The sequence below is a fragment of the Serratia sp. KG1D genome (assembly GCF_037150675.1).
In the GTDB taxonomy this organism is placed as follows: domain Bacteria; phylum Pseudomonadota; class Gammaproteobacteria; order Enterobacterales; family Enterobacteriaceae; genus Serratia; species Serratia nematodiphila.
The window spans coordinates 2,189,082-2,210,069 of the sequence record NZ_JBAGIH010000001.1; the positions used below are offsets into that span (position 1 = coordinate 2,189,082).

The 20,988-nt window shown below is 62.4% G+C and carries 24 protein-coding genes; 16 read left to right on the plus strand and 8 right to left on the minus strand.

The window, feature by feature from the left end; all coding sequences use genetic code 11:
- Positions 1-80 precede the first annotated feature (80 nt).
- The 16 genes from fliF (at position 81) to WFM45_RS10715 (ending at position 12,272) form a co-directional block, all read left to right on the plus strand.
- Positions 81-1,775 (plus strand): flagellar basal-body MS-ring/collar protein FliF, encoded by a 1,695-nt coding sequence (gene fliF / locus WFM45_RS10640; protein WP_099981716.1) that lies wholly within the window; start codon positions 81-83, stop codon positions 1,773-1,775.
- On the plus strand, positions 1,772-2,764 hold the full coding sequence (gene fliG, locus WFM45_RS10645; RefSeq protein WP_004934775.1) for a flagellar motor switch protein FliG: 993 nt from the start codon (positions 1,772-1,774) through the stop codon (positions 2,762-2,764). The genes fliF and fliG overlap by 4 nt, the downstream gene beginning before the upstream one ends.
- A complete protein-coding gene (gene fliH, locus WFM45_RS10650; RefSeq protein WP_033632759.1) occupies positions 2,757-3,461 on the plus strand; it encodes a flagellar assembly protein FliH in 705 nt (234 codons plus the stop codon). The genes fliG and fliH overlap by 8 nt, the downstream gene beginning before the upstream one ends.
- Positions 3,461-4,822, plus strand: a complete 1,362-nt coding sequence (gene fliI / locus WFM45_RS10655; RefSeq protein WP_004934781.1) for a flagellar protein export ATPase FliI — start codon at positions 3,461-3,463, stop codon at positions 4,820-4,822. Before fliH ends, fliI begins: the two co-directional genes overlap by 1 nt.
- A 21-nt stretch (positions 4,823-4,843) precedes the next feature.
- The gene (gene fliJ, locus WFM45_RS10660) at positions 4,844-5,290 is read left to right on the plus strand and encodes a flagellar export protein FliJ (RefSeq protein WP_033632758.1); all 447 of its coding nucleotides are present in this window, start codon (positions 4,844-4,846) and stop codon (positions 5,288-5,290) included.
- On the plus strand, positions 5,287-6,516 hold the full coding sequence (locus WFM45_RS10665) for a flagellar hook-length control protein FliK (protein WP_336955484.1): 1,230 nt from the start codon (positions 5,287-5,289) through the stop codon (positions 6,514-6,516). The genes fliJ and WFM45_RS10665 overlap by 4 nt, the downstream gene beginning before the upstream one ends.
- A gap of 165 nt (positions 6,517-6,681) precedes the next feature.
- Complete coding sequence (fliL, locus tag WFM45_RS10670) at positions 6,682-7,167, plus strand: flagellar basal body-associated protein FliL (protein ID WP_015378245.1); 486 nt, start codon at positions 6,682-6,684, stop codon at positions 7,165-7,167.
- A 5-nt stretch (positions 7,168-7,172) separates the two neighbouring features.
- Positions 7,173-8,177 carry a flagellar motor switch protein FliM gene (fliM, locus tag WFM45_RS10675; RefSeq protein ID WP_336955486.1) on the plus strand — a complete coding sequence of 335 codons (1,005 nt, stop codon included), beginning with the start codon at positions 7,173-7,175 and terminating at the stop codon, positions 8,175-8,177.
- Positions 8,170-8,586, plus strand: coding sequence for a flagellar motor switch protein FliN (fliN, locus tag WFM45_RS10680; RefSeq protein WP_004934799.1), 417 nt, complete (start codon positions 8,170-8,172; stop codon positions 8,584-8,586). The genes fliM and fliN overlap by 8 nt, the downstream gene beginning before the upstream one ends.
- On the plus strand, positions 8,586-8,990 hold the full coding sequence (gene fliO / locus WFM45_RS10685) for a flagellar biosynthetic protein FliO (RefSeq protein ID WP_166730102.1): 405 nt from the start codon (positions 8,586-8,588) through the stop codon (positions 8,988-8,990). The genes fliN and fliO overlap by 1 nt, the downstream gene beginning before the upstream one ends.
- Positions 8,987-9,748: a flagellar type III secretion system pore protein FliP gene (fliP, locus tag WFM45_RS10690; RefSeq protein WP_004934802.1), complete on the plus strand. Its 762-nt coding sequence runs from the start codon at positions 8,987-8,989 to the stop codon at positions 9,746-9,748. The genes fliO and fliP overlap by 4 nt, the downstream gene beginning before the upstream one ends.
- Positions 9,749-9,769: 21 nt before the next feature.
- Positions 9,770-10,039 carry a flagellar biosynthesis protein FliQ gene (gene fliQ / locus WFM45_RS10695; protein WP_004934803.1) on the plus strand — a complete coding sequence of 90 codons (270 nt, stop codon included), beginning with the start codon at positions 9,770-9,772 and terminating at the stop codon, positions 10,037-10,039.
- A 2-nt stretch (positions 10,040-10,041) separates the two neighbouring features.
- Positions 10,042-10,824 carry a flagellar biosynthetic protein FliR gene (gene fliR / locus WFM45_RS10700; RefSeq protein ID WP_015378247.1) on the plus strand — a complete coding sequence of 261 codons (783 nt, stop codon included), beginning with the start codon at positions 10,042-10,044 and terminating at the stop codon, positions 10,822-10,824.
- Positions 10,825-11,173: 349 nt separating this feature from the next.
- Complete coding sequence (gene sra / locus WFM45_RS10705; protein ID WP_013813483.1) at positions 11,174-11,308, plus strand: stationary-phase-induced ribosome-associated protein; 135 nt, start codon at positions 11,174-11,176, stop codon at positions 11,306-11,308.
- A gap of 356 nt (positions 11,309-11,664) precedes the next feature.
- On the plus strand, positions 11,665-11,931 hold the full coding sequence (locus tag WFM45_RS10710; protein WP_049240616.1) for a hypothetical protein: 267 nt from the start codon (positions 11,665-11,667) through the stop codon (positions 11,929-11,931).
- Between the two features lie 14 nt (positions 11,932-11,945).
- Positions 11,946-12,272: a hypothetical protein gene (locus WFM45_RS10715; protein WP_336955492.1), complete on the plus strand. Its 327-nt coding sequence runs from the start codon at positions 11,946-11,948 to the stop codon at positions 12,270-12,272.
- 187 nt (positions 12,273-12,459) lie between these two features.
- Here the strand turns inward: WFM45_RS10715 and flgL are convergent, their stop codons facing one another.
- From flgL to flgE, 8 genes are all read right to left on the minus strand, one after another.
- On the minus strand, positions 12,460-13,419 hold the full coding sequence (gene flgL, locus WFM45_RS10720) for a flagellar hook-associated protein FlgL (RefSeq protein WP_015378250.1): 960 nt from the start codon (positions 13,417-13,419) through the stop codon (positions 12,460-12,462).
- A gap of 59 nt (positions 13,420-13,478) precedes the next feature.
- Positions 13,479-15,128 carry a flagellar hook-associated protein FlgK gene (gene flgK, locus WFM45_RS10725; protein ID WP_015378251.1) on the minus strand — a complete coding sequence of 550 codons (1,650 nt, stop codon included), beginning with the start codon at positions 15,126-15,128 and terminating at the stop codon, positions 13,479-13,481.
- A 206-nt stretch (positions 15,129-15,334) separates the two neighbouring features.
- A complete protein-coding gene (flgJ, locus tag WFM45_RS10730; RefSeq protein WP_004934815.1) occupies positions 15,335-16,279 on the minus strand; it encodes a flagellar assembly peptidoglycan hydrolase FlgJ in 945 nt (314 codons plus the stop codon).
- Complete coding sequence (locus tag WFM45_RS10735; RefSeq protein ID WP_336955496.1) at positions 16,279-17,379, minus strand: flagellar basal body P-ring protein FlgI; 1,101 nt, start codon at positions 17,377-17,379, stop codon at positions 16,279-16,281. The genes flgJ and WFM45_RS10735 overlap by 1 nt, the downstream gene beginning before the upstream one ends.
- 10 nt (positions 17,380-17,389) lie before the next feature.
- The gene (gene flgH, locus WFM45_RS10740) at positions 17,390-18,091 is read right to left on the minus strand and encodes a flagellar basal body L-ring protein FlgH (protein WP_004934817.1); all 702 of its coding nucleotides are present in this window, start codon (positions 18,089-18,091) and stop codon (positions 17,390-17,392) included.
- Positions 18,092-18,174: 83 nt separating this feature from the next.
- Entirely contained in the window at positions 18,175-18,957 is a 783-nt protein-coding gene (gene flgG, locus WFM45_RS10745; protein ID WP_004934819.1) for a flagellar basal-body rod protein FlgG, read from the minus strand.
- Between the two features lie 18 nt (positions 18,958-18,975).
- Complete coding sequence (locus WFM45_RS10750) at positions 18,976-19,731, minus strand: flagellar basal body rod protein FlgF (protein WP_033632747.1); 756 nt, start codon at positions 19,729-19,731, stop codon at positions 18,976-18,978.
- A gap of 12 nt (positions 19,732-19,743) precedes the next feature.
- Complete coding sequence (gene flgE, locus WFM45_RS10755) at positions 19,744-20,967, minus strand: flagellar hook protein FlgE (RefSeq protein ID WP_033632746.1); 1,224 nt, start codon at positions 20,965-20,967, stop codon at positions 19,744-19,746.
- Between the last annotated feature and the right edge of the window lie 21 nt (positions 20,968-20,988).

The window sequence follows — 20,988 nt, forward strand, 5'->3', positions numbered from 1 at the left end:
CATACCGTTCATCAGCCTGGCAGGGAGCTGCTCAGCGGCCCGTACGGGATCGTGAGCGCCATTGAAGGACGAGACCTAAAATGAGTGCTTCGATAACCGCCGGCGAAAGCCGCGACAACGGCCTGCAGGCCATCTGGAACCGTCTGCGCGCCAACCCGAAAATTCCGTTGCTGGTCGCCGCTTCCGCCGCGATCGCGATCGTCGTCGCGCTGCTGTTGTGGGTGAAAAGCCCCGACTACCGCGTGCTGTACAGCAATCTGAACGACCGCGACGGCGGCGCCATCGTCACCCAGCTGACGCAGATGAATATCCCTTACCGCTTTGCCGAGAATGGCGCGGCGCTGCTGATCCCGGCGGAAAAGGTGCATGAAACCCGCCTGCGTCTGGCGCAGCAAGGGCTGCCGAAAGGCGGCGCCGTCGGATTCGAACTGCTGGATCAGGAAAAATTCGGCATCAGCCAGTTCAGCGAGCAGATTAACTATCAGCGCGCCCTCGAGGGCGAGCTGTCGCGCACCATCGAATCGCTGGGGCCGGTGCAAAACGCCCGCGTTCACCTGGCGCTGCCTAAACCTTCGCTGTTCGTGCGCGAACAGAAATCCCCTTCCGCCTCGGTAACGCTCACCCTGCAACCCGGCCGTGCGCTGGACGACGGCCAGATCAACGCCATCGTTTATATGGTGTCGAGCAGCGTCGCCGGCCTGCCGCCGGGCAACGTGACCGTGGTCGATCAGGCCGGCCGCCTGCTGACCCAGTCCGACGGCACCGGGCGCGATCTCAACGCCTCGCAGCTGAAATACGCCAACGAAGTGGAAAACGGCTTCCAGCGCCGCATCGAAGCGATCCTCGCCCCGGTGGTCGGCAGCGCCAACGTGCGTGCGCAGGTCACGGCGCAGATCGATTTCGCCACGCGCGAACAAACCGATGAACAGTACCAACCGAACCAGCAGCCGGACAAAGCCGCTATCCGCTCCCAGCAAACCAGCCTGAGCGAGCAGATCGGCGGGCCGCAGGTCGGCGGCGTGCCGGGCGCGCTGTCCAACCAACCGAGCGCTCCGCCTACGGCGCCGATTGAAACCGCCAAGCCGGCGGCAGGCAACAACGCCAACGCCACCGCGCAAAACGCCGCGACCACCCGCAGCGCGGCGGCCAGCGGCGTGCCGCAAAATACCCGTCGCGACGCGACCACCAACTACGAGCTCGATCGCACCATCCGTCATACCCAGCAAAAAGCCGGCACCGTGCAGCGTCTGTCGGTCGCCGTGGTGGTCAACTACCTCGGCGCGGATAAAGACGGCAAACCGCAGCCGATGAGCAAAGAACAGCTGGCGCAGATCGAAGCGCTGGTGCGTGAAGCGATGGGCTACTCCAGCAGCCGCGGCGATACCCTGAACGTGGTCAACACACCGTTTACCGACAGCCAGGTGACCGGCGGTGAACTGCCGTTCTGGCAAAGCCAGTCGTTTATCGATCGCCTGATCGACGCGGGCCGCTATCTGCTGGTGCTGCTGGTGGCCTGGCTGCTGTGGCGCAAACTGGTGCGGCCGCAGCTGCAACAGCGCCAGGCCGCACAACAGGCCGCCCTCGCCGCCGCCAACGCCCCTGCCGCCAAAGCGGCCGACAGCAACAAACCGAGCAACGAGGAGCTGGCGCAGCGTCGCAAATCGCAGCAGCGCGTCAGCGCAGAAGTCCAGAGCCAGCGGATCCGCGATCTGGCTGACAAAGACCCGCGCGTGGTCGCTCTGGTAATCCGCCAATGGATGAGTAACGAGATATGAGCCTGACCGGAACCGACAAAAGCGCCATCTTGCTGATGACGCTGGGTGAAGATCGCGCGGCGGAGGTGTTCAAACACCTCTCCTCGCGCGAAGTACAGCTGCTGAGCGGCACCATGGCAGGCATGAGCCAGGTGTCGCACAAACAGCTCGGCGAAATACTGACCGAGTTTGAAGACGACGCCGAGCAATACGCGGCGCTGAGCGTCAACGCCAGCGACTATCTGCGTTCGGTGCTGGTCAAGGCGCTGGGCGAAGAGCGCGCCGCCAGCCTGCTGGAAGACATTCTCGAATCGCGCGAGACCACCACCGGCATGGAAACGCTCAACTTTATGGAGCCGCAGAGCGCCGCCGATCTGATCCGCGACGAACACCCGCAGATCATCGCCACCATTCTGGTGCACCTCAAACGCGGCCAGGCGGCAGACATCCTGGCCCTGTTCGACGAACGCCTGCGCAACGACGTGATGCTGCGTATCGCCACCTTCGGCGGCGTGCAGCCGGCGGCGTTGGCGGAGCTGACCGAAGTGCTGAACAACCTGCTCGACGGCCAGAACCTCAAGCGCAGCAAAATGGGCGGGGTGCGCACCGCCGCCGAGATCATCAACCTGATGAAAACCCAGCAGGAAGAAGCGGTCATCGACGCGATGCGCGAATACGACGGCGAGCTGGCGCAGAAGATCATCGACGAGATGTTCCTGTTCGAAAACCTGGTGGAAGTCGACGATCGCAGCATCCAACGCCTGCTGCAGGAAGTGGAAGGCGAGTCGCTGCTGATCGCGTTGAAAGGCGCCGAACAGCCGCTGCGCGAGAAGTTCCTCAAGAACATGTCGCAACGCGCCGCCGACATCCTGCGCGACGACCTGGCCAACCGTGGGCCGGTGCGCATGTCGCAGGTGGAGAACGAGCAGAAAGCCATCCTGCTGGTGGTAAGACGCCTGGCGGAAACCGGCGAAATGATCATCGGCGGCGGCGAGGACACCTATGTCTGATCGCATTAACACCCTGCCCTGGCAGCCCTGGTCGCTCAACGATTTGGGCGAACAGAAACCGGTTCTCGACCTGCCGCCATTGCCGGAGCTCGAACTTGACGATCCGTCGCCGGACGCGCAGGCCGAATTGCAGCAGCAGCTGGCGACGCTGCGCCTGCAGGCGGAGCAACAGGGCCAGCAACTGGGCTATGCTGACGGCCAGCAGAAAGGCTATGAGGCCGGTTTTCAGTCCGGTCTGGAAGAAGGCCGTCAGCAAGGGCTGCTGGAAGCGCAGCAGCAGCAACAGCCGCTGACCGCCCACTGGCAGCAGTTGGTTACCGAATTCCAGCACACGCTGGACGCGCTCGACAGCGTGATCGCGTCACGGTTGATGCAGTTGGCGTTGACCGCCGCCAAACAGGTGCTGGGCCAGCCGCCGGTGTGCGACGGCACCGCCCTGCTCGCGCAGATCCAACAGCTGATTCAGCAGGAGCCGATGTTCAACGGCAAGCCGCAGCTGCGGGTCCACCCGGACGACTACCCACGCGTCGAGCAGCAGTTGGGGGTTACCCTCAGCCTGCACGGCTGGCGCCTGCTGGCGGACGGCGAACTGCATCCGGGCGGCTGCAAGGTCAGCGCCGAGGAAGGCGATCTCGACGCCAGCCTGGCGACGCGCTGGCATGAACTGTGCCGCCTGGCGGCACCGGGAGAAGTCTGATGACCGCGCGTCTCGGCCGCTGGCTGAGTTCTCTGGATACGCTGGAAAAACGCATCGCCCGCGCGCCGACGGTGCGCCGCTACGGTCGCCTGACCCGCGCCACCGGGCTGGTGCTGGAGGCCACCGGCCTGCAGCTGCCGCTCGGGGCGACCTGCCTCATCGAACGGCACGACGCCGGTGAAGTGCAGGAAGTGGAAAGCGAAGTGGTGGGCTTCAACGGCCAGCGGCTGTTCCTGATGCCGCTGGAAGAAGTGGAAGGCATCGTGCCGGGCGCGCGGGTTTACGCCCGCATCGCGCCGGAAGGCCAAAGCGCCGGCAAACAGCTGCCGCTCGGCCCGGCCCTGCTGGGGCGTGTGTTGGACGGCAGCGCCAAACCGCTCGACGGCCTGCCTTCGCCGGAAACCGGTTACCGCGCGCCGCTGATCACCGCGCCGTTCAACCCCTTGCAGCGCACGCCGATCGAGCAGGTGCTGGACGTGGGGGTGCGCACCATCAACGGCCTGCTGACCGTCGGGCGCGGCCAGCGCATGGGCCTGTTCGCCGGCTCCGGCGTCGGTAAGAGCGTGTTGCTCGGCATGATGGCCCGTTATACCCAGGCGGACGTGATCGTCGTTGGCCTGATCGGCGAGCGCGGCCGCGAGGTCAAAGACTTTATCGAGAACATTCTCGGTGCCGAAGGCCGCGCGCGCTCGGTAGTGATCGCCGCGCCGGCGGACGTGTCGCCGCTGCTGCGCATGCAGGGAGCGGCCTACGCCACCCGCATCGCCGAAGATTTCCGCGATCGCGGGCAGCACGTGTTGCTGATCATGGACTCCCTTACCCGCTACGCCATGGCGCAGCGTGAGATCGCCCTGGCCATCGGCGAGCCGCCGGCGACCAAAGGCTATCCGCCTTCGGTCTTCGCCAAGCTGCCTGCGCTGGTGGAACGCGCGGGCAACGGCATCAGCGGCGGCGGCTCCATCACCGCTTTCTACACCGTGTTGACCGAGGGGGACGATCAGCAAGACCCGATCGCCGACTCGGCGCGCGCCATCCTTGATGGCCACGTGGTGCTGTCGCGGCGGCTGGCGGAGGCCGGCCACTACCCGGCTATCGACATCGAAGCGTCAATCAGTCGCGCCATGACGTCGCTGATCGACGAAGAGCATTATCGCCGGGTTCGCACCTTCAAACAGATGCTGGCCAGCTATCAGCGCAACCGCGATCTGATCAGCGTCGGCGCCTACGCGGCGGGCAGCGATCCATTGCTGGACAAAGCGATGACGCTGTACCCGCAGATGGAAGCCTACCTGCAGCAGGGCATCTTTGAACGCAGCGGCTATGATGAAGCCTGTCAACAGCTGCAGCAGTTGATTGTTTAACGTCACCAGAGGCGCACAGCGATGAAATCACAATCCCCCCTGATTACCCTGCGCGATCTGGCGCAGGATGCGGTGGAGCAAGCCGCGCAACAGCTGGGCCAGGTCCGGCAGGCGCAGCAGGCGGCGGAGCAACAGCTGTCGATGCTGCTCAACTATCAGGACGAATACCGCCAGAAGCTGAATCATACGCTCTGCGACGGCATGGACAGCTCACGCTGGCAAAACTACCAGCAGTTTATCGGCACGCTGGAGCAGGCCATCGACCAACACCGCCAGCAGCTGCTGCAGTGGGGGCAGAAAGTGGATCACGCGGTGAAGCAATGGCAAGACAAACAACAGCGGCTGAACGCTTTCGACACCCTGCATACCCGCGCAATGAACGCGGAGCAGCAGCAGGAGAACAAACGGGATCAAAAATTGATGGATGAATTCGCTCAACGCAGCGCACAAAGGAATATCAACCCATGAATCTGAACGCCCTGCCCGGCCTGGCCTTACCCGGCGACGCCGGCGGTCTGACCGAACTGACCTCGGCGCTGGACGAAAGCCAGCTGTCGTCCGCTTTTGCCCAGCTGCTCGGCGCGCGTTTCGCGCCCGCCGCCGATGGCAAACCTCAGCCGGCCACGCTGAGCGCGGACGAGGAGCGCGCCCCGGCCCTGAGCCGCAACCAGCTCAATCAGCTGCTGGCCACCTTCGGCGAGCGCGGCGACCTGTTGCCGAACCTGTCAGCCTCAGCCGACGCGCCTTCTTCTGAAGCCGTTGAAGGCGATGCGCCCGCCGCCGGCGATAAACCGGCGCAGCCGCCGATCGTCGCCGCCAAAGAGCTGGATGCCGCGACGCTGCAGGCGCTGTACGCCATGCTGCCGGCCGCTATCGTCGCTCAGGCGCAATCGGCCGAAGGTCAACAGTCGCTGCCGATGGAAAACGCTGACGAGGCCACTGCGCTGCAGCCCGGCAACGGCCTGCTGAACATCGCGGCGGCCGGTGATAACCCCGCCGCGCGCTCGTCGGCGGCCCCCGCTCCGGCGGTGACGGGCGCGAAAACGCCGGCTACCGATGGCGACAACGCAGCCGCAGCGCTCCCGCAGCCGACCGGCGGCGAACGCGCAAGCACCGCACAGCCGCTGCCGGCGAGCGATGCACAGCAGCAACCGACGCTCAATCACGCTGTCGCCCTGGCCGCCGCCAGCCCGACGCAAACGGCCGCCCCGGCCAGCGCGCTGGTAAGTGCACCGCCTACGCCGCAGCTCAACGCGCAGTTGGGCAGCCCGGAATGGCAGCAGGCGTTGAACCAACAGGTGTTGATGTTCCACCGCAACGGCCAGCAGAGCGCCGAACTGCGCCTGCACCCGCAGGAGCTGGGCGCCTTGCAGATCACACTGAAACTGGACGACCAGCAGGCGCAGCTGCACATCGCCTCTGCGCACGGCCAGGTGCGTGCGGCGGTGGAAGCGGCGATGCCGCAGCTGCGGCACGCGCTGGCGGAGAGCGGTATCAACCTGGGGCAGAGCAGCGTGGGCGGCGAGTCCACCCCGCAATGGCAACAGGCGCAGCAGCAGGCCTCCAACGGCCAGGGGCGTTCCAGCTATGCTGAACACTCTGGCGGCGAGGCGGCGGTCGCCGACGGCGTCAGCGCGCCAGTGGCGTTGCAGCGCATGGCCAGCGCGGTCAACGGCGTCGATATTTTCGCCTGAGCCGCCGCAAACGCCCAAGCTGGCACCCATTTGCGCGTCTATTCAGGCTATTGCACGCCGCGATAGACGCGATAATACCTTTACATGTCATGCGTGCGGCTTTGCCGCGCGCTATGCCCGCCGCCTCACAGGCCGCGGGTGGAACAACAGGAATTAGATTTGGCTATGTCTCAGAACTCCCTTCCGGCAGCACCGAAACGCCCCCTTCTGGTCATCCTGCTGGTGTTGATCAGCGTCGTCGCCTGTGGCGCCGCGGGTTACAGCTGGTGGCTGCTGCAACAGCATAAAAACGGCGCCGAACCGGCCGCCGTCAAAGAACAACCGCCGGCGGCGCCGGTGTTCATGCCGCTCGACACCTTTACCGTCAACCTGGTGACGCCGGACAACAACCCGGATCGCGTGCTGTACATCGGCCTCACGCTGCGTCTGCCGGACGAAAGTACCCGCCGCCAGCTGAACGATTTTCTGCCGGAAGTGCGCAGCCGTCTGCTGATGCTGCTCTCCCGTCAGGAAGCGAGCCAGCTGGCCAATGAACAAGGGAAGCAACAGTTGGTGGCGCAGATTAAGGACGTGCTCAGCCCGCCGCTGGTTAAGGGACAACCGAAGCAGGTGGTCAGCGACGTGCTGTTCACCGCCTTCATACTGCGGTAATCACTATGGGCGATAGCATTCTTTCACAGGCAGAGATCGACGCCTTGCTCAACGGCGATAGCGCGGGTGATGAACCCGAGGCGGTGGTCGGCAAAGAGAGCGAGGTCAAGCCTTACGATCCGAACACCCAGCGCCGCGTGGTGCGCGAGCGCCTGCACGCGCTGGAAATTATCAACGAACGTTTTGCCCGGCAGTTCCGGATGGGATTGTTCAACCTGCTGCGCCGCAGCCCGGACATTACCGTCGGCCCGATCAAAATCCAGCCGTATCACGAGTTCGCCCGCAACCTGCCGGTGCCGACCAACCTGAACCTGGTGCATCTGAATCCGCTGCGCGGCACCGCCCTGTTCGTGTTCGCGCCGAGCCTGGTGTTCATCGCCGTCGATAACCTGTTCGGCGGCGACGGCCGCTTCCCGACCAAGGTCGAAGGCCGCGAGTTCACCCCGACCGAACAACGGGTGATCAAGCGCATGCTGCGCCTGGCGCTGGACGCCTACGGCGACGCCTGGAGCGCCATCTACAAGATCGACGTAGAGTACGTGCGCGCCGAAATGCAGGTGAAGTTCACCAACATCACCACCTCGCCGAACGACATCGTGGTCACCACGCCGTTCCAGGTGGAGATCGGCGCGCTGACCGGCGAGTTCAACATCTGCATTCCGTTCGCGATGATTGAGCCGCTGCGCGAGCTGTTGACCAACCCGCCGCTGGAAAATTCGCGGCAGGAAGACACCCACTGGCGCGAAATCCTGGTGAAGCAGGTGCAGCATTCCGAACTGGAGCTGATCGCCAACTTCGTCGATATCCCGATGCGGCTGTCGAAAGTCCTGAAGCTGCAACCGGGCGATGTATTACCGATAGACAAGCCGGAACGCCTGATCGCCCATGTGGACGGCGTACCGGTTCTGACCAGCCAATACGGCACGTTGAACGGGCAATACGCCCTGCGTGTTGAACATTTGATTAACCCTATTTTGAATGCTCTGAGTGAGGAACAGCCCAATGAGTGATCCTAAGCAACCGTCTGGCGAAGGAAAGGAATCCGTGGACGATCTGTGGGCTGATGCGTTTAACGAGCAGCAGTCTTCAGAGAAATCCGGCGCGAGCACCGAAGGGGTGTTCAAGTCGCTGGAAGCTCAGGATGCGCTCGGCAGCCTGCAGGATATCGACCTGATCCTGGATATTCCGGTCAAGCTGACCGTGGAACTGGGGCGCACCAAGATGACCATCAAAGAGCTGCTGCGCCTGTCGCAAGGCTCGGTGGTGGCGCTGGACGGCCTGGCCGGCGAACCGCTGGATATCCTGATCAACGGTTACCTGATCGCACAAGGTGAAGTGGTGGTGGTGGCCGACAAGTTCGGCGTGCGCATCACCGACATCATCACCCCATCCGAACGCATGCGTCGACTGAGCCGCTGATGACCGCCGCGGCGCCCGTTACCGTGCAAAGCACCCAACACCCCGCCGCGCCGGCCCTGCCGGCCGGTTCGGTGTTGATGCAGGTCAGCAGCGCGCTCGGCGGCATTCTGCTGCTGATCCTGCTGGCCGGTTGGCTGTTCCGTCGGCTGGGTTTTGCCCCGCAGGCGCGCAACAACAAACTGCTTAACCTGCGCGCCAGTTGCCAGGTCGGGCAGCGTGAGCGCGTGGTGGTGGTGGAAATCGACGACACCTTGCTGGTATTGGGCGTCACCGCCCAGCAGATCACCCCGCTGCACACCCTGCCCGCCCCGCCGAAAGACGCAGGCGAGGCCGACGCGGCGACACCGGCGGACTTCCGCCAACTGATGCAAAAAGTTCTGAAACGCCCGGAAAAATCGGCATGACCTCGACTCTTCATACCCTCGTCCGCCGTCCGGCGGTTTGGCTCCCTGCCGCCCTGCTGCTGATCAGCCCGGCGGCTTTTGCACAACTGCCGGGGCTGATCAGCCAGCCGCTGGCCAACGGCGGCCAAAGCTGGTCGCTGCCGGTGCAGACGCTGGTGCTGTTGACCTCGCTGACCTTCCTGCCGGCCATGCTGCTGATGATGACCAGCTTCACCCGCATCATCATCGTGCTCGGGCTGCTGCGCAATGCGCTGGGCACGCCGTCGGCGCCGCCGAACCAGGTGATGCTGGGGCTGGCGCTGTTCCTGACCTTCTTCATCATGTCGCCGGTGTTCGACAAGGTCTATCAGGACGCCTACCTGCCGTTCAGCCAGGACAAGATCGGACTGGAGGTCGCGCTGGATAAAGGCGCGCAGCCGCTGCGCGAGTTCATGCTGCGCCAAACGCGCGAAACCGATCTCGCGCTGTACGCCAGACTGGCCAATCAGCCGCCGCTGGCCGGCCCGGAAGCGGTGCCGATGCGCATCCTGCTGCCCGCCTACGTCACCAGCGAACTGAAAACCGCCTTCCAGATCGGCTTTACGGTGTTCATTCCGTTCCTGATCATCGACCTGGTGGTTGCCAGCGTGCTGATGGCGCTGGGGATGATGATGGTGCCGCCGGCCACCATCTCGCTGCCGTTCAAGCTGATGCTGTTCGTGCTGGTCGATGGCTGGCAGCTGCTGCTCGGCTCGCTGGCGCAGAGCTTCTATTCGTAACCCCTGACCGGAGAAAGCGAGATGACACCTGAATCGGTTATGGCGCTCGGCACCGAGGCGATGAAAGTGGCGCTGGCGCTGGCCGCCCCGCTGCTGCTGGCGGCGCTCATCAGCGGCCTGGTGGTCAGCCTGCTGCAGGCCGCCACCCAGATCAACGAAATGACGCTGTCGTTCATCCCCAAAATTCTGGCGGTAGTGGCCACCATCATCATCGCCGGCCCCTGGATGCTGAACCTGTTGCTGGACTACATGCGCACCCTGTTCAGCAACCTGCCTACCCTGATCGGCTGACCGTGCTCACTTTCGACAGCGCCCAACTCACCGTCTGGCTCAGCCACTATTTTTGGCCGCTGCTGCGCATTCTGGCGCTGATCAGCACCGCGCCGATATTCAGCGAAAAGCAAATCAGCAAAAAGGTCAAAATCGGCCTTGGCGGGCTGATCGTCATCCTGATCGCGCCGACGCTGCCCGCCAGCAATATTCCCATCTTCTCCGCCGCCGGCCTGTGGCTGGCGATTCAGCAGATACTGATCGGCGTGGCGCTGGGGTTGACCATGCAGTTCGCCTTCGCGGCGGTGCGCCTGGCGGGCGAAGTGATCGGCATGCAGATGGGCCTGTCGTTCGCCACCTTCTTCGATCCCAGCGGCGGCCCGAACATGCCGGTGCTGGCGCGCCTGCTTAACCTGCTGGCGATGTTGCTGTTCCTCAGCTTCGACGGCCATCTGTGGCTGATTTCGCTGCTGGCTGACAGCTTCCATACCCTGCCTGTCCAAGCGCAGCCGCTGAACGGCAACGGTTTCCTGGTGTTAACCCAGGTCGGCTCGCTGATCTTCATCAACGGCATGATGCTGGCGCTGCCGCTGATCTGCCTGCTGTTGACGCTGAACATGGCGCTCGGCCTGCTCAACCGCATGACGCCGCAGCTGTCGGTGTTCGTGATCGGCTTCCCGGTCACCATGACCTTCGGCATCATGACGCTGGGCATGATGATGCCGATGCTGGCGCCGTTCTGCGAACACCTGTTCGGCGAAGTGTTCGATCGATTGGCGGCGGTGATCGGCGGCATGACCTTCTGAGCCCCTGTGCGGCCCCTTCCCCCTCTTCCGCCTGAGACAAAATGGCAATAAAAACGCTTTCTTGGGACAAAAGCCTGAGAAACGGCTTTTATCCGGATTAAGGTTCAAATGTCTCCGGCGGCTTGAATAAATAAAACCCCGACCTAGAATAGACCCGGTAACAAAAATATCGCCACAGCGCGTGAGTCTCCGCAGCGATAATATACAACCATTGATTAGAGAAAAATAAAATAACGCAGCCACGCAGAGTTAAATGCGCGGCAGGTTCCTTGCATCTTAAATAAATGCGTCCGGCGCCCGCCGGCTGCAGGGAGCAGCATCGATCTTTGCTAACCATAGGAGCGACATCATGATTAAAGCGAAAAGCAACCGCAAAGCACGCCGGTTATTCGGTTTGACCCACTGGAAAAGCAACAAGTTTAGAGTTTCCTTCACCGAGACCAGCGATGGCGGAAAATGGAAAGTGGTGAAGAAAAAGAAATAATCACGCAAGACCTGTAGCAAAATTCCGGGTTGCGCCCCTATCCGGCTTCTGCAACGTCATTCGACGCGGCGCCGGAACGGCAACCCGGCTCCTGCCGTAACCGGCATTGATCACCCGTCGGCAAGCCATGTCGACATCCTGTACATTTCATTGTCAGGAATGAAATAATGCAGCACGTCGCCCTCGCTGCCACGCTAAATTTAAAGGTAATGCATTAATAATTTGCTTTACTCACATCTCTTATTTATTCACTGACAAGAAAAATCGATTTCCCACCTTACCCCCCCAGCGTTATATTGGAAGCAACCTTACAGACAGCACGCTGTAATCCTCACCCAAATATAATCGGTGTAAACATGAAGATAAAATTCCAGCTGAGTGATTTATTCATCAGCAGCATCGCCCTTTTGATCATGAGCACTATTTTAAATACGCTGGGTTTTTCCTGGGGATTATTTGTTCTTCCGCCTGGCGTCGATAGTTTCGTCATCATCCCGTTTACTTTATTTGGCTCATTGAAGTTGGCCGAGTGCCTCTATACGCCAATACGGTGGCTGTTCAATGAGAGCCGCAAGCCTCAAATCGAAAACAACGTCCCTAAAAATAACGCCAAGTCGCGTTAACAGGAGATCGACCTATGCTGAGAGAACTGACCAGAGAAGAAATGCAACGGATGGGCGGCGCCGGCGACGGCAATAACGGCGGCGACCGGGATCGCGACTATGGCCCAAGCTCCTACGGCGCGCAGGCGAACGGCTTCCAGCCTAATTGGGCGGCGAAAGGCTATGGGCTATTTCAGGATCCTTGTACCGGCGCAGTGGTGACCGGCGCCATTGCCATGGCCGGCGCCCTGGCCAGCCGTAACGGCAGTGCAATTGGCACTGCGGCGGCCTCAGCCTTCGTCAACATAGGCAGTCAATGCACTAAGGGGTCCGGCAACGATCGCGGCGTGCCTTTCCGCTAAGGCTTAAGGTGAATGGGGAACATGCAGACAAAAAAAGGCGCGTCACTCAGTCAGTAGTGGGAGAACGAGCGACGCGCCAAACGAGTGCGCCCGGTTTCAAGAAGCCTCCCTCCCCGCGGGGCGGAGAAGGCGTTTTCTAAGCGCACTAAAGGGAAACCCGTCGCGGTCAGGCAACGGGATATTGCTCTTAACGATTCATCTGGAACAACGACATGCCCTGCATATCGCTGAAGGTTTTATACGACGCCTGCAGCGCCGCCTGCTGCATGAAATAAGACGAGATAGACTCGGCCAGGTCGGCATCCGTCAACGCGCTCATCTGGATCTGGTTGGTCATATCGCGCTCTTTGCCGATGCTGTCCAGTTGATCCATCTCCTGCAGCTGGCTGCCCAGCTCGGCGCGCACGCTCAGCACGTTGTTGTAGGAGTTGTCCAGGCCGCGGTTGGCTTTCGCCAGCGCATCGTTCACCTGTTGCTTGGTGGCCTCGTCGGCGCCCTGCAGCGGGATTTTCAGCGCGTTCAGCGCGATATCGATGCTCTCGAATACGTTGCTGACCGGCGCGCTGCCGTCCGGCTCGGGCTTCGGGTTGCTGGTCAACGACATGAACACCGCGTTGCCGGTATGGCCGATGGTCATGGTGCGGTTGGCGTCCACTTTCTGCTGAACCGTCTTGTCGCCGCCCTGATAGCTGACGGTGCCGCCGTTGTCGACGAACGGCGCCTTGTCGTTCACATACCCGCCGAACATATAGCGGCCGTTGCCGTCGGTGCTGTTGGCCTGGTTCAGCAGCTGATCTTTCAGCCCCTGCAGCTGAGTGGCCAGCGACTGGCGATCGTTATCGCTTTCCGTACCGCCGGCATTGACGATCAGCGCCTTCATGTCCGCGATGGTGGAGGTCGCGCCGGCCAAGACCGTTTCTTCCATCGACACGTTCTGACGAGCGAAGGTGCGCGCCAGCGTGTACTGGCTGTTTTCCGCCTGCGATTGCGACAACATCACCGCGCGCGACGCCGCCAGCGGATCGTCGGACGGGTTGATCACCCGCTTGCCCGAGGAAAGCTGCTCGGCCGCCTTCATGAACAGCGACTGGTTGCCCGTGATGCCGTTCATGTTCTGTTGGTACATCATGCTGGTGCTCATGCGCATGCTGTGGGTTCCTTACTCTGAGCGACCGGCGCCGTTATCGGCGCCGATTAACAATGAAATCAACGAATATTCAGCAGCGCGTCGAACAGCGAGCTGGCGGTCTGAATCACCTGCGCGTTGGCCATGTAGTACTGCTGGAAACGCAGCAGCTCGCCATACTCTTCGTCAAGGTTGACGCCGGACATCGACTGCTGTTGCGCGCCCAGCTGCGTGACGATCTTGGCCTGCGAGGTGGCGATAGCCTTGGCGGCAGCGGTCTGGTTGCCGACGCCGCTGACGATGCCGGCGTAAGCGCCGCTCAGGGTCGCCTTGCCGTCCACCAGGTTTTTGGTTTGCAGATCCAGCAGCTTCTTGGCGTTTTCGTTATCGCCGCGGCCGCTGTCGTCTTTACCGGCGGCGGCGATCTTGGACGAATCGGTGATGGCCACTTTCAGATTGCCCGCCACGTCGCTGACCGGCTTCACGGTGAAGCTGTCTTTGGCCTGCGCATTGCCGTCGATGCTCACTTCCAACCCGTCGAAGTTCAGCGTCGGCTTGCCGTCGGCGCTGGTGCCCGGCGTCGCGTTGACTTTCACGTTGTCCGGCAGGCGGCTCACCTGCCAGCTGCTGCCGTCGAACTCGACGCGATAATCGTTGGCCTTCACCTTGCCGGTATCGGTGTAAGAGACCGACAGCGACGCGTCGCCGGTGTTGCGGGTGTTATCCACCACCCGGCCGCCGCTGAAGCTGAAGAAGTCGCCGCCCGCATCGCCGTTCAGATCGAAGCCGGCGCGATGCTGCTGGTTAAAGCTGTCCGCCATCGCCAGCGCCAACTGGCCCAGCTGATTGCGCACGCCGTCCAGCGTTTCGCTGCGGAATTTCAGCACACCGCTCAGCGTGCCGCTGGTGATCTGGCCTTCCGGCACTTCGCTGGCGCCGTTGCCGCGGTTATAGCCGATGGTCAGACGGGAAGGATCGCTGCTGGAAGGCACGGCTTCCACCTGATAGGTGTTGCTGCCCTGCACCAAGGTCAAGCCGTTGGCGAAGGAGACGGTATAGGCGTCGCCGTCCTGTTGCGTGACCTGTACGCCCACCAGCTGATTCAATTCGGTGACCAGCTGATCGCGCTGATCCAGCAACGCATTCGGCTCGCCGGCGGCGCTGCCGCGCAAACGGGTGATCTCGTCGTTCAGTTTGGCGATCTGTTGGCCGTAGCTGTTGATCTGCTGCGCCGTATCGCTGATCTGTTGATTAACGCCGTTATCCATGTCGCGCAGGAATTTATCAGTGTTGTTGAACTGGTTCACCAGGCCGTTGGCCTTGCCCAGCACCGTCTGGCGCGCGGCGTCGTCACCGGCGTTGCTCACCAGGTTCTGCAGGTTGGTGAAGAAGTCCTGCATGTTGGTCGACAGCGGGTTGGTCTTGCTCGCCAACAGGTTGTCGATCTGTGAAATCTTCTCGTAATAGGCATTTTGCGCCCCGAACGCGCTTTGTGCGCCGCGCAGCTGGTTGGTGATGAACTGGTTGTACTCGCGGTTGACGCTGGTGACGGTCACGCCGTTGCCGATAAAGCCGCTCATGGTGGCCATGCCGCCGTTCTGCGCCAGGATCGCGGTCTGGCGGTTGTAGCCCGCCACGTTGTAGTTGGAGATGTTGTTGCTGACGGTACTGAGCGCCACCTGAGCCGCATTCAGCCCGCTCATCGCGGTATTGATTAAGCTATTGGACATCGGAATTCCTTATGCTGCGGCGCCGGCGGCCCACAGGGTTCTTAATTGAGCTGCTGAGCCTGTTCGCTCAGCCTGTTTCGGTTATCGGCAAAAATGAGAAGAACTTGAGGAAAAAAAGCGGCAATGCGGTCAGCATCCAGCCAGCCTCCATTGCCGCCTATCCCCTAAATAATTGGCGCCGCTGCGGCGTCAAGAATGACGGGGATTTAGAACAAGTCTTTCAGATCGTGGGTGTAAGCTTTCACCGCCTGCTCCCCCGCGCTCTTCATCTGCTGAATCACGCTGACCAACTTGCTGGCGTACTGGGGATCGGTGGCATAGCCGGCGCGCTGCAGCGCATGCGCCGCCTGTTCCGGGCTGCGCGCGGCGGCCACGTCGGCGTAGCGCGGGTTGTTGGTCAGCAGTTTGACGTAATCGGCGATCGCTTCGACGTACGAGCCGTAAACGCGGAACTTCGCCTTCACCTTCTTCGCCGCGCCCTGTTCGAACTCGGTGGTGGTGATCTCCGTCACCGGCCCGTTCCAGCTGCCGCCGGCCTTGATGCCGAACAGGTTGTAGCTCGGCGTGCCGTCTGAGGTCGGGATCTCGCGCTGCCCCCAGCCGGACTCCAGCGCCGCCTGCGCGACGATCAGCTGATGCGGAATGCCGCTCTGCTGGCTGGCGACCTTCGCCGGTATCGACAGGCGGGCGACGAAGTTGCCGTTGTTGAGCGACAGCGGCGCGGCGGCCGGCGGCGCTTTCGGCATCGCGCGGCGCACCATCTGCTCCAGCGCCTGGTTCGGCAGCGTTTGCAGCACCTCGTTGTCCAGCGCCATCGGCGACAGGCCCGCGGTTTCACTCGGCACCGCGTTGGCGTTGCTCATCTGCTTGACCATCATGTCGGCCAGCCCCAGCCCTTTTTGCGACATCTGCTGGGCGATTTGCTGATCGTACATCGAGGTATAGAGCCGCGTTTGATCGCTGCTCAACACCCCGTCCTGCGGCAAGGCGGAACGCATGCTTTTCAGCATCATCTGCACGAACATGCCTTCCACCTGCTGGGCCACCTGCTTGAGGTTGCCCTGCGGGTCGGCCGCCGCGTCGCGCTTCAGGCCGTTCAGCGCCTGGGCGTCATAGGCCGCGCCCGACATCGCCATCAGATCGCCGGCCATCAGATGATTTCCAGCTTGGCGCGCAGGCAGCCGGCGCTCTGCATCGCCTGCAGGATCGACATCAGATCGATCGGCGTGGCACCCAGCTCGTTCAGCGCGCGGATCACATTGTTCAGGTTGGCGCTGGCATTCACCTTCTGCAGCGATCCGCCCTGCTGTTGCACCGAGATCTGGGTGTTAGGCGTCACCACCGTCTGGCCGCCGCCGAACGGCGTCGTCGGTTGGCTGACGGTGTTCTGCCGATCGACCACCACCGACAGGTTGCCCTGGGCGACGGCGCAGGAATCGAGGATCACATCGCGGTTCATCACCACCGACCCGGTGCGCGAGTTGATGATCACCTTGGCGTCCATCGCGCCGACGTTGACGGTGATGTTTTGAATCTCCGCCAGGAAGCGCACCTGAGAGCTGTTGCCCTGCGGCACCAGCACCTGAATGGTGCGGGCGTCGAGCGGCGTCGCGGTGCCGCCGCCGCGTTGGCGGTTGATGGCGTCGCTGATCTGCTGCGCCAGCGTGAAATCCTCGTCGTTCAGCTGCAGGTTAAGCACCCCGCCGCTGCCGAAGGTGGTCGGCAGCTCGCGTTCGATGGTGGCGCCGTTGCTGATGCGCCCGCCCGCCAACTGGTTGACCTGCACGCTGCTGCCGCCGGCCGCCGCGCCCGCGCCGCCCACCAGCACGTTGCCCTGCGCCAGCGCATAAACCTGGTTATCCACGCCTTTGAGCGGCGTCATCAGCAGGGTGCCGCCACGCAGGCTCTTGGCGTTGCCCATCGAAGAAACCACCACGTCGATATTCTGCCCGGCGCGCGAGAACGGCGGCAGTTTGGCGGTCACCATCACCGCCGCCACGTTTTTCAGCTGCATGTTGGTGCCCGGCGGCACGGTGATGCCCAGCTGCGACAGCATGTTGCTCAGGCTTTGAGTGGTAAACGGCGTCTGCATGGTCTGGTCGCCGGAGCCGTCCAACCCCACCACCAGGCCGTAGCCGATCAGGGCGTTGTCTCGCACGCCCTGCACCGTCACCAGATCGCGGATGCGCTCCGCCGCCGCCGGCAAGCACACCAGCCCGACGCACAGCGCGATAAACCATTTTTTCAGCATCAGTCAATCCTTAGAACGGTGAAACATTTAAGAAGAAGCGCTGCAGCCAGCCCATGGTCTGCGCTTCGTTGATATAGCCATTGCCGACGTATTCGATACGCGCGTCCGCCACCTGCGTCGAGGTCACCGAGTTGTTGCCGCTGATGGTGCGCGGGTTGACGACGCCGGAGAAGCGGATAAATTCGGTGCCCTGGTTGATGGCGATCTGCTTTTCCCCCACCACGTGCAGGTTGCCGTTGGCCAGTACCTGGTTGACCGTCACCGTAATGGTGCCGTTGAAGGTGTTGTTGGCGTTGGCGCCGCCCTTGCCGCCGAAGGTGCTGTCGCCGGAAATGTCCATATCGGCGCGCGCATTGCCCAACAGGCCGTCGAGGTAACGCGGCGAGGTGGCGACGCCGAACTTGCTGGCGCCGTTGCGGCTGGCGTTGGCGGAGGAGCTTTTGCTGGCGCTGACGTTTTCCTGCAGCACGATGGTCAGGGTGTCGCCGACGTTGCGCGGCCGGCGGTCTTCGAACAGCGGCTGATAGCCGTAGTTCATCGGCTGCACCGTCTGGAAGATTGAGCCGTTCGGCATCGGCGCGCTGGCCGGCGCGGGCTGCGCCGTGGTCGCGCCGTCCACCAGCGGTTTGTGCGGAATATAAGCGCAGCCGCTCAGCGTCAGCATCACCATTCCCGCCAGCCAGCGTTGTCCCTGCCGCGGCAGGATTGCCATCGAATATGTGGTTACCACGGGTATCGCCTTTGTTTCACGAAAGAGAATGACGGGCGCGGCATGCCGGGCCCGTCAAGGACAGATTACAGTTGCGTCAGCTTTTGCAGCATCTGATCGGAGGTCGATACCGCTTTGCTGTTGATCTCGTAAGCGCGCTGAGTCTGGATCATGTTGACCAGCTCTTCCGCCACGTTAACGTTGGAGGTCTCCACGTAGCCCTGATACAGCAGACCGGCGCCGTTCAGCCCCGGCGTGCTCTCGTTCGGCGCGCCCGAGCTTTCGGTTTCCTGATACAGATTCTCGCCCACGCTCTCCAGACCGCTGTCGTTGACAAAGGTCGTCAGCGTCAGTTGGCCCACCTGCTGAGCGGCGGTCTGCCCCTGCTGGGTGACGCTGACGATGCCGTCGCGGCCGACGGTGATGGACAGCGCGTTCGCCGGAATGGTGATCGCCGGCTGCACCTGGAAACCGCTGGAGGTGACCAGCTGGCCGTTCTGATCGATCTGGAACGACCCGTCGCGGGTGTAGGCCTGGGTGCCGTCCGGCAGCATCACCTGGAAGAAACCCTGCCCCTTGATGGCGACGTCTTTGCTGTTGTTGGTCTGCGACAGGTTGCCCTGGCTGTGCAGGCGCTCGGTCGCCACCGGACGCACGCCGGTGCCGATCTGCAGACCGGAAGGCAGCGTAGTCTGCTCGGAAGACTGCGCGCCCGGCTGACGCATGGTCTGGTACAGCAGATCTTCAAATACCGCACGCTGGCGCTTGAAGCCGTTGGTGCTGACGTTCGCCAGGTTGTTGGCGATCACGTCCATGTTGGTCTGCTGCGCGTCCAGACCGGTTTTAGCAATCCATAAGGATGGAATCATCGGTTATTTCCTTGCTGCTTAGCTCACTGAGAGCAGTGAGTTGGCACGCTGTTCGTTTTCATCCACGCTGTGGATGACCTTCATTTGCATTTCAAAACGGCGGGCGTTGGCGATCATGTCGACCATGGTCTCCATCGGCTTGACGTTGCTGCCCTCCAGCACGCCCGGCATCACCCGCACCTGCGGATCGTTTTGCAACTGATTGCCGCGCTGCTGTTGAGTTTCCGGCGTCAGGCGGAACAGCCCGTCGTCACCGCGCATCACTTCGCGCGCATCGGCCTTCACCAGCTTCAGGCGGCCAATCTGCGCGATGGTGTTCGGCGGATCGCCGGCGTTAAGCGCCGAAATGGTGCCGTCGGCCGCGATGGTGATCTCCGCCGACGGCGGCACCTCGATCGGCCCGCCGTCGCCCATCAGCGGCATCCCCTGCACCGTCAACTGCCCGGTGGAGGAAATCTGAATGTTGCCGTTGCGGGTGTAAGCCTCACCGCCGCCCGGCAGGCTCACCGCCAAAAAACCATCCTGCTGCAGCGCCACGTCCAGCGGGCGCGCCGTGTAGTTCAGCGCGCCCTGGCTCATGTCGGCGCCCGGCGTCGAGGCAGTCACCAAGGTGCGTGTCGCCAGGCTCGGACCGTCGACCGGCACCGCGCGCAACGCGGCAAGCTGGGCGCGAAAGCCCGGCGTCGACGCATTGGCCAGGTTGTTGGCGGTAATGGATTGCTGTTCCAGCGTTTGGCGCGCCGCGCCCATCGCGGTATAAATCGCGTGATCCATAACTCGGCCCTATCAGCGCAGGCTAACCAGCGTCTGCAGGATGGAGTCCTGCGTCTTGATGGTCTGGGCGTTGGACTGGTAGTTACGCTGTGCGACGATCATGTTCACCAGCTCCTGGCTCAGATCGACGTTGGATGACTCCAGCGCGCCGCTGGTCAGCTTGCCGAAGCCGCCGCCGCCCGACAGACCAACGCGTGGCTGGCCGGACGCGCCGGTTTCCTGCCAAACGTTATCGCCCTGCGACGCCAGCCCTTCCGGGTTGGAGAAGTTGGCCATGACGATCTGGCCCAGCACCTGAGTCTGCTGGTTGGAGTAGATCCCAACGACGGTGCCGTCGTTGTTAATTTGGAAGTTGGTGTATTCACCGGCGGCATAGCCGTCCTGCGCCACCTTGCTCACCGAGTCGCTGCCTACGTTCTGCTGCATGCTGCCGGCGAAGCTCAGGGTGAAGTTTTGCGCCGGCGCGCCGTCTTTGGCGGCCATCGGGATCACCATGCTGAACTCGCCTGGCGCGCCGTTGGTGCTGGTGGTTTTCACCAGATTGCCGCTGGTGCTGAACTCCATGGTGCCGGCATCAACCGGCGCCGCGCTGCCGTCCTGGGTATAGACCTGCCACTTGTTGTCCGCTGTCTTCACGAAGTAGGCGTTGATGTTGTGCGCGTTGCCCAGCGAGTCGTAGGCGGTGATGGTGTTGACGTAGTTGTAGCTGTCCTGTTTGGTCGGATCGAAGGTCTTGTTCTCCGGCACTTTATGGGTGGACTTCAGGTTGGCCACCATCTCGCCGGAGGTGGACGCCTTGGCGTTCATCATGCCTTCAGGAATGCTCAGCGGCACCGGGTTGGCGCCCTGCTGGATGGTCGGCGGAGAGCCGGCCGCCGGGTAGCCGGTCAGCTGCAGGCCCTGCATGTTGGTCAGGTTGCGGTTCTCGTCCAGCTTGAACTGGCCGTTGCGGGTATAGAAGATGCCGCCGTCTTTATCCTGCATGCGGAAAAAACCGTTGCCGTTGATGGCCACATCCAGCGCGCGGCTGGTGCCGGTGGTGGTGCCGCCCTTGAAGTTTTGGGTGATGCCGGACACTTTGACGCCCAGCCCGACCTGCGAACCGGCGAACATGTCGGCAAAGGAGACGCTGCCGGATTTGAAGCCCGCGGTCGCGGAGTTGGCGATGTTGTTACCGATCACGTCCAGGTTGGTTGCTGCCGCGTTCAAGCCGCTGACTGCCTGAGAAAAGGCCATGTTATTCTCCGAATAGTGGTC

Bases quoted from the DNA above. Each gene is read 5' to 3' on its own strand.
- fliF (WP_099981716.1), top strand. From the start codon at position 81: ATGAGTGCTTCGATAACCGCCGGCGAAAGCCGCGACAACGGCCTGCAG.
- fliG (WP_004934775.1), top strand. From the start codon at position 1,772: ATGAGCCTGACCGGAACCGACAAAAGCGCCATCTTGCTGATGACGCTG.
- fliH (WP_033632759.1), top strand. From the start codon at position 2,757: ATGTCTGATCGCATTAACACCCTGCCCTGGCAGCCCTGGTCGCTCAAC.
- fliI (WP_004934781.1), top strand. From the start codon at position 3,461: ATGACCGCGCGTCTCGGCCGCTGGCTGAGTTCTCTGGATACGCTGGAA.
- fliJ (WP_033632758.1), top strand. From the start codon at position 4,844: ATGAAATCACAATCCCCCCTGATTACCCTGCGCGATCTGGCGCAGGAT.
- WFM45_RS10665 (WP_336955484.1), top strand. From the start codon at position 5,287: ATGAATCTGAACGCCCTGCCCGGCCTGGCCTTACCCGGCGACGCCGGC.
- fliL (WP_015378245.1), top strand. From the start codon at position 6,682: ATGTCTCAGAACTCCCTTCCGGCAGCACCGAAACGCCCCCTTCTGGTC.
- fliM (WP_336955486.1), top strand. From the start codon at position 7,173: ATGGGCGATAGCATTCTTTCACAGGCAGAGATCGACGCCTTGCTCAAC.
- fliN (WP_004934799.1), top strand. From the start codon at position 8,170: ATGAGTGATCCTAAGCAACCGTCTGGCGAAGGAAAGGAATCCGTGGAC.
- fliO (WP_166730102.1), top strand. From the start codon at position 8,586: ATGACCGCCGCGGCGCCCGTTACCGTGCAAAGCACCCAACACCCCGCC.
- fliP (WP_004934802.1), top strand. From the start codon at position 8,987: ATGACCTCGACTCTTCATACCCTCGTCCGCCGTCCGGCGGTTTGGCTC.
- fliQ (WP_004934803.1), top strand. From the start codon at position 9,770: ATGACACCTGAATCGGTTATGGCGCTCGGCACCGAGGCGATGAAAGTG.
- sra (WP_013813483.1), top strand. From the start codon at position 11,174: ATGATTAAAGCGAAAAGCAACCGCAAAGCACGCCGGTTATTCGGTTTG.
- WFM45_RS10710 (WP_049240616.1), top strand. From the start codon at position 11,665: ATGAAGATAAAATTCCAGCTGAGTGATTTATTCATCAGCAGCATCGCC.
- WFM45_RS10715 (WP_336955492.1), top strand. From the start codon at position 11,946: ATGCTGAGAGAACTGACCAGAGAAGAAATGCAACGGATGGGCGGCGCC.
- flgL (WP_015378250.1), bottom strand. From the start codon at position 13,419: ATGCGCATGAGCACCAGCATGATGTACCAACAGAACATGAACGGCATC.
- flgK (WP_015378251.1), bottom strand. From the start codon at position 15,128: ATGTCCAATAGCTTAATCAATACCGCGATGAGCGGGCTGAATGCGGCT.
- flgJ (WP_004934815.1), bottom strand. From the start codon at position 16,279: ATGGCCGGCGATCTGATGGCGATGTCGGGCGCGGCCTATGACGCCCAG.
- WFM45_RS10735 (WP_336955496.1), bottom strand. From the start codon at position 17,379: ATGCTGAAAAAATGGTTTATCGCGCTGTGCGTCGGGCTGGTGTGCTTG.
- flgH (WP_004934817.1), bottom strand. From the start codon at position 18,091: ATGGCAATCCTGCCGCGGCAGGGACAACGCTGGCTGGCGGGAATGGTG.
- flgG (WP_004934819.1), bottom strand. From the start codon at position 18,957: ATGATTCCATCCTTATGGATTGCTAAAACCGGTCTGGACGCGCAGCAG.
- WFM45_RS10750 (WP_033632747.1), bottom strand. From the start codon at position 19,731: ATGGATCACGCGATTTATACCGCGATGGGCGCGGCGCGCCAAACGCTG.
- flgE (WP_033632746.1), bottom strand. From the start codon at position 20,967: ATGGCCTTTTCTCAGGCAGTCAGCGGCTTGAACGCGGCAGCAACCAAC.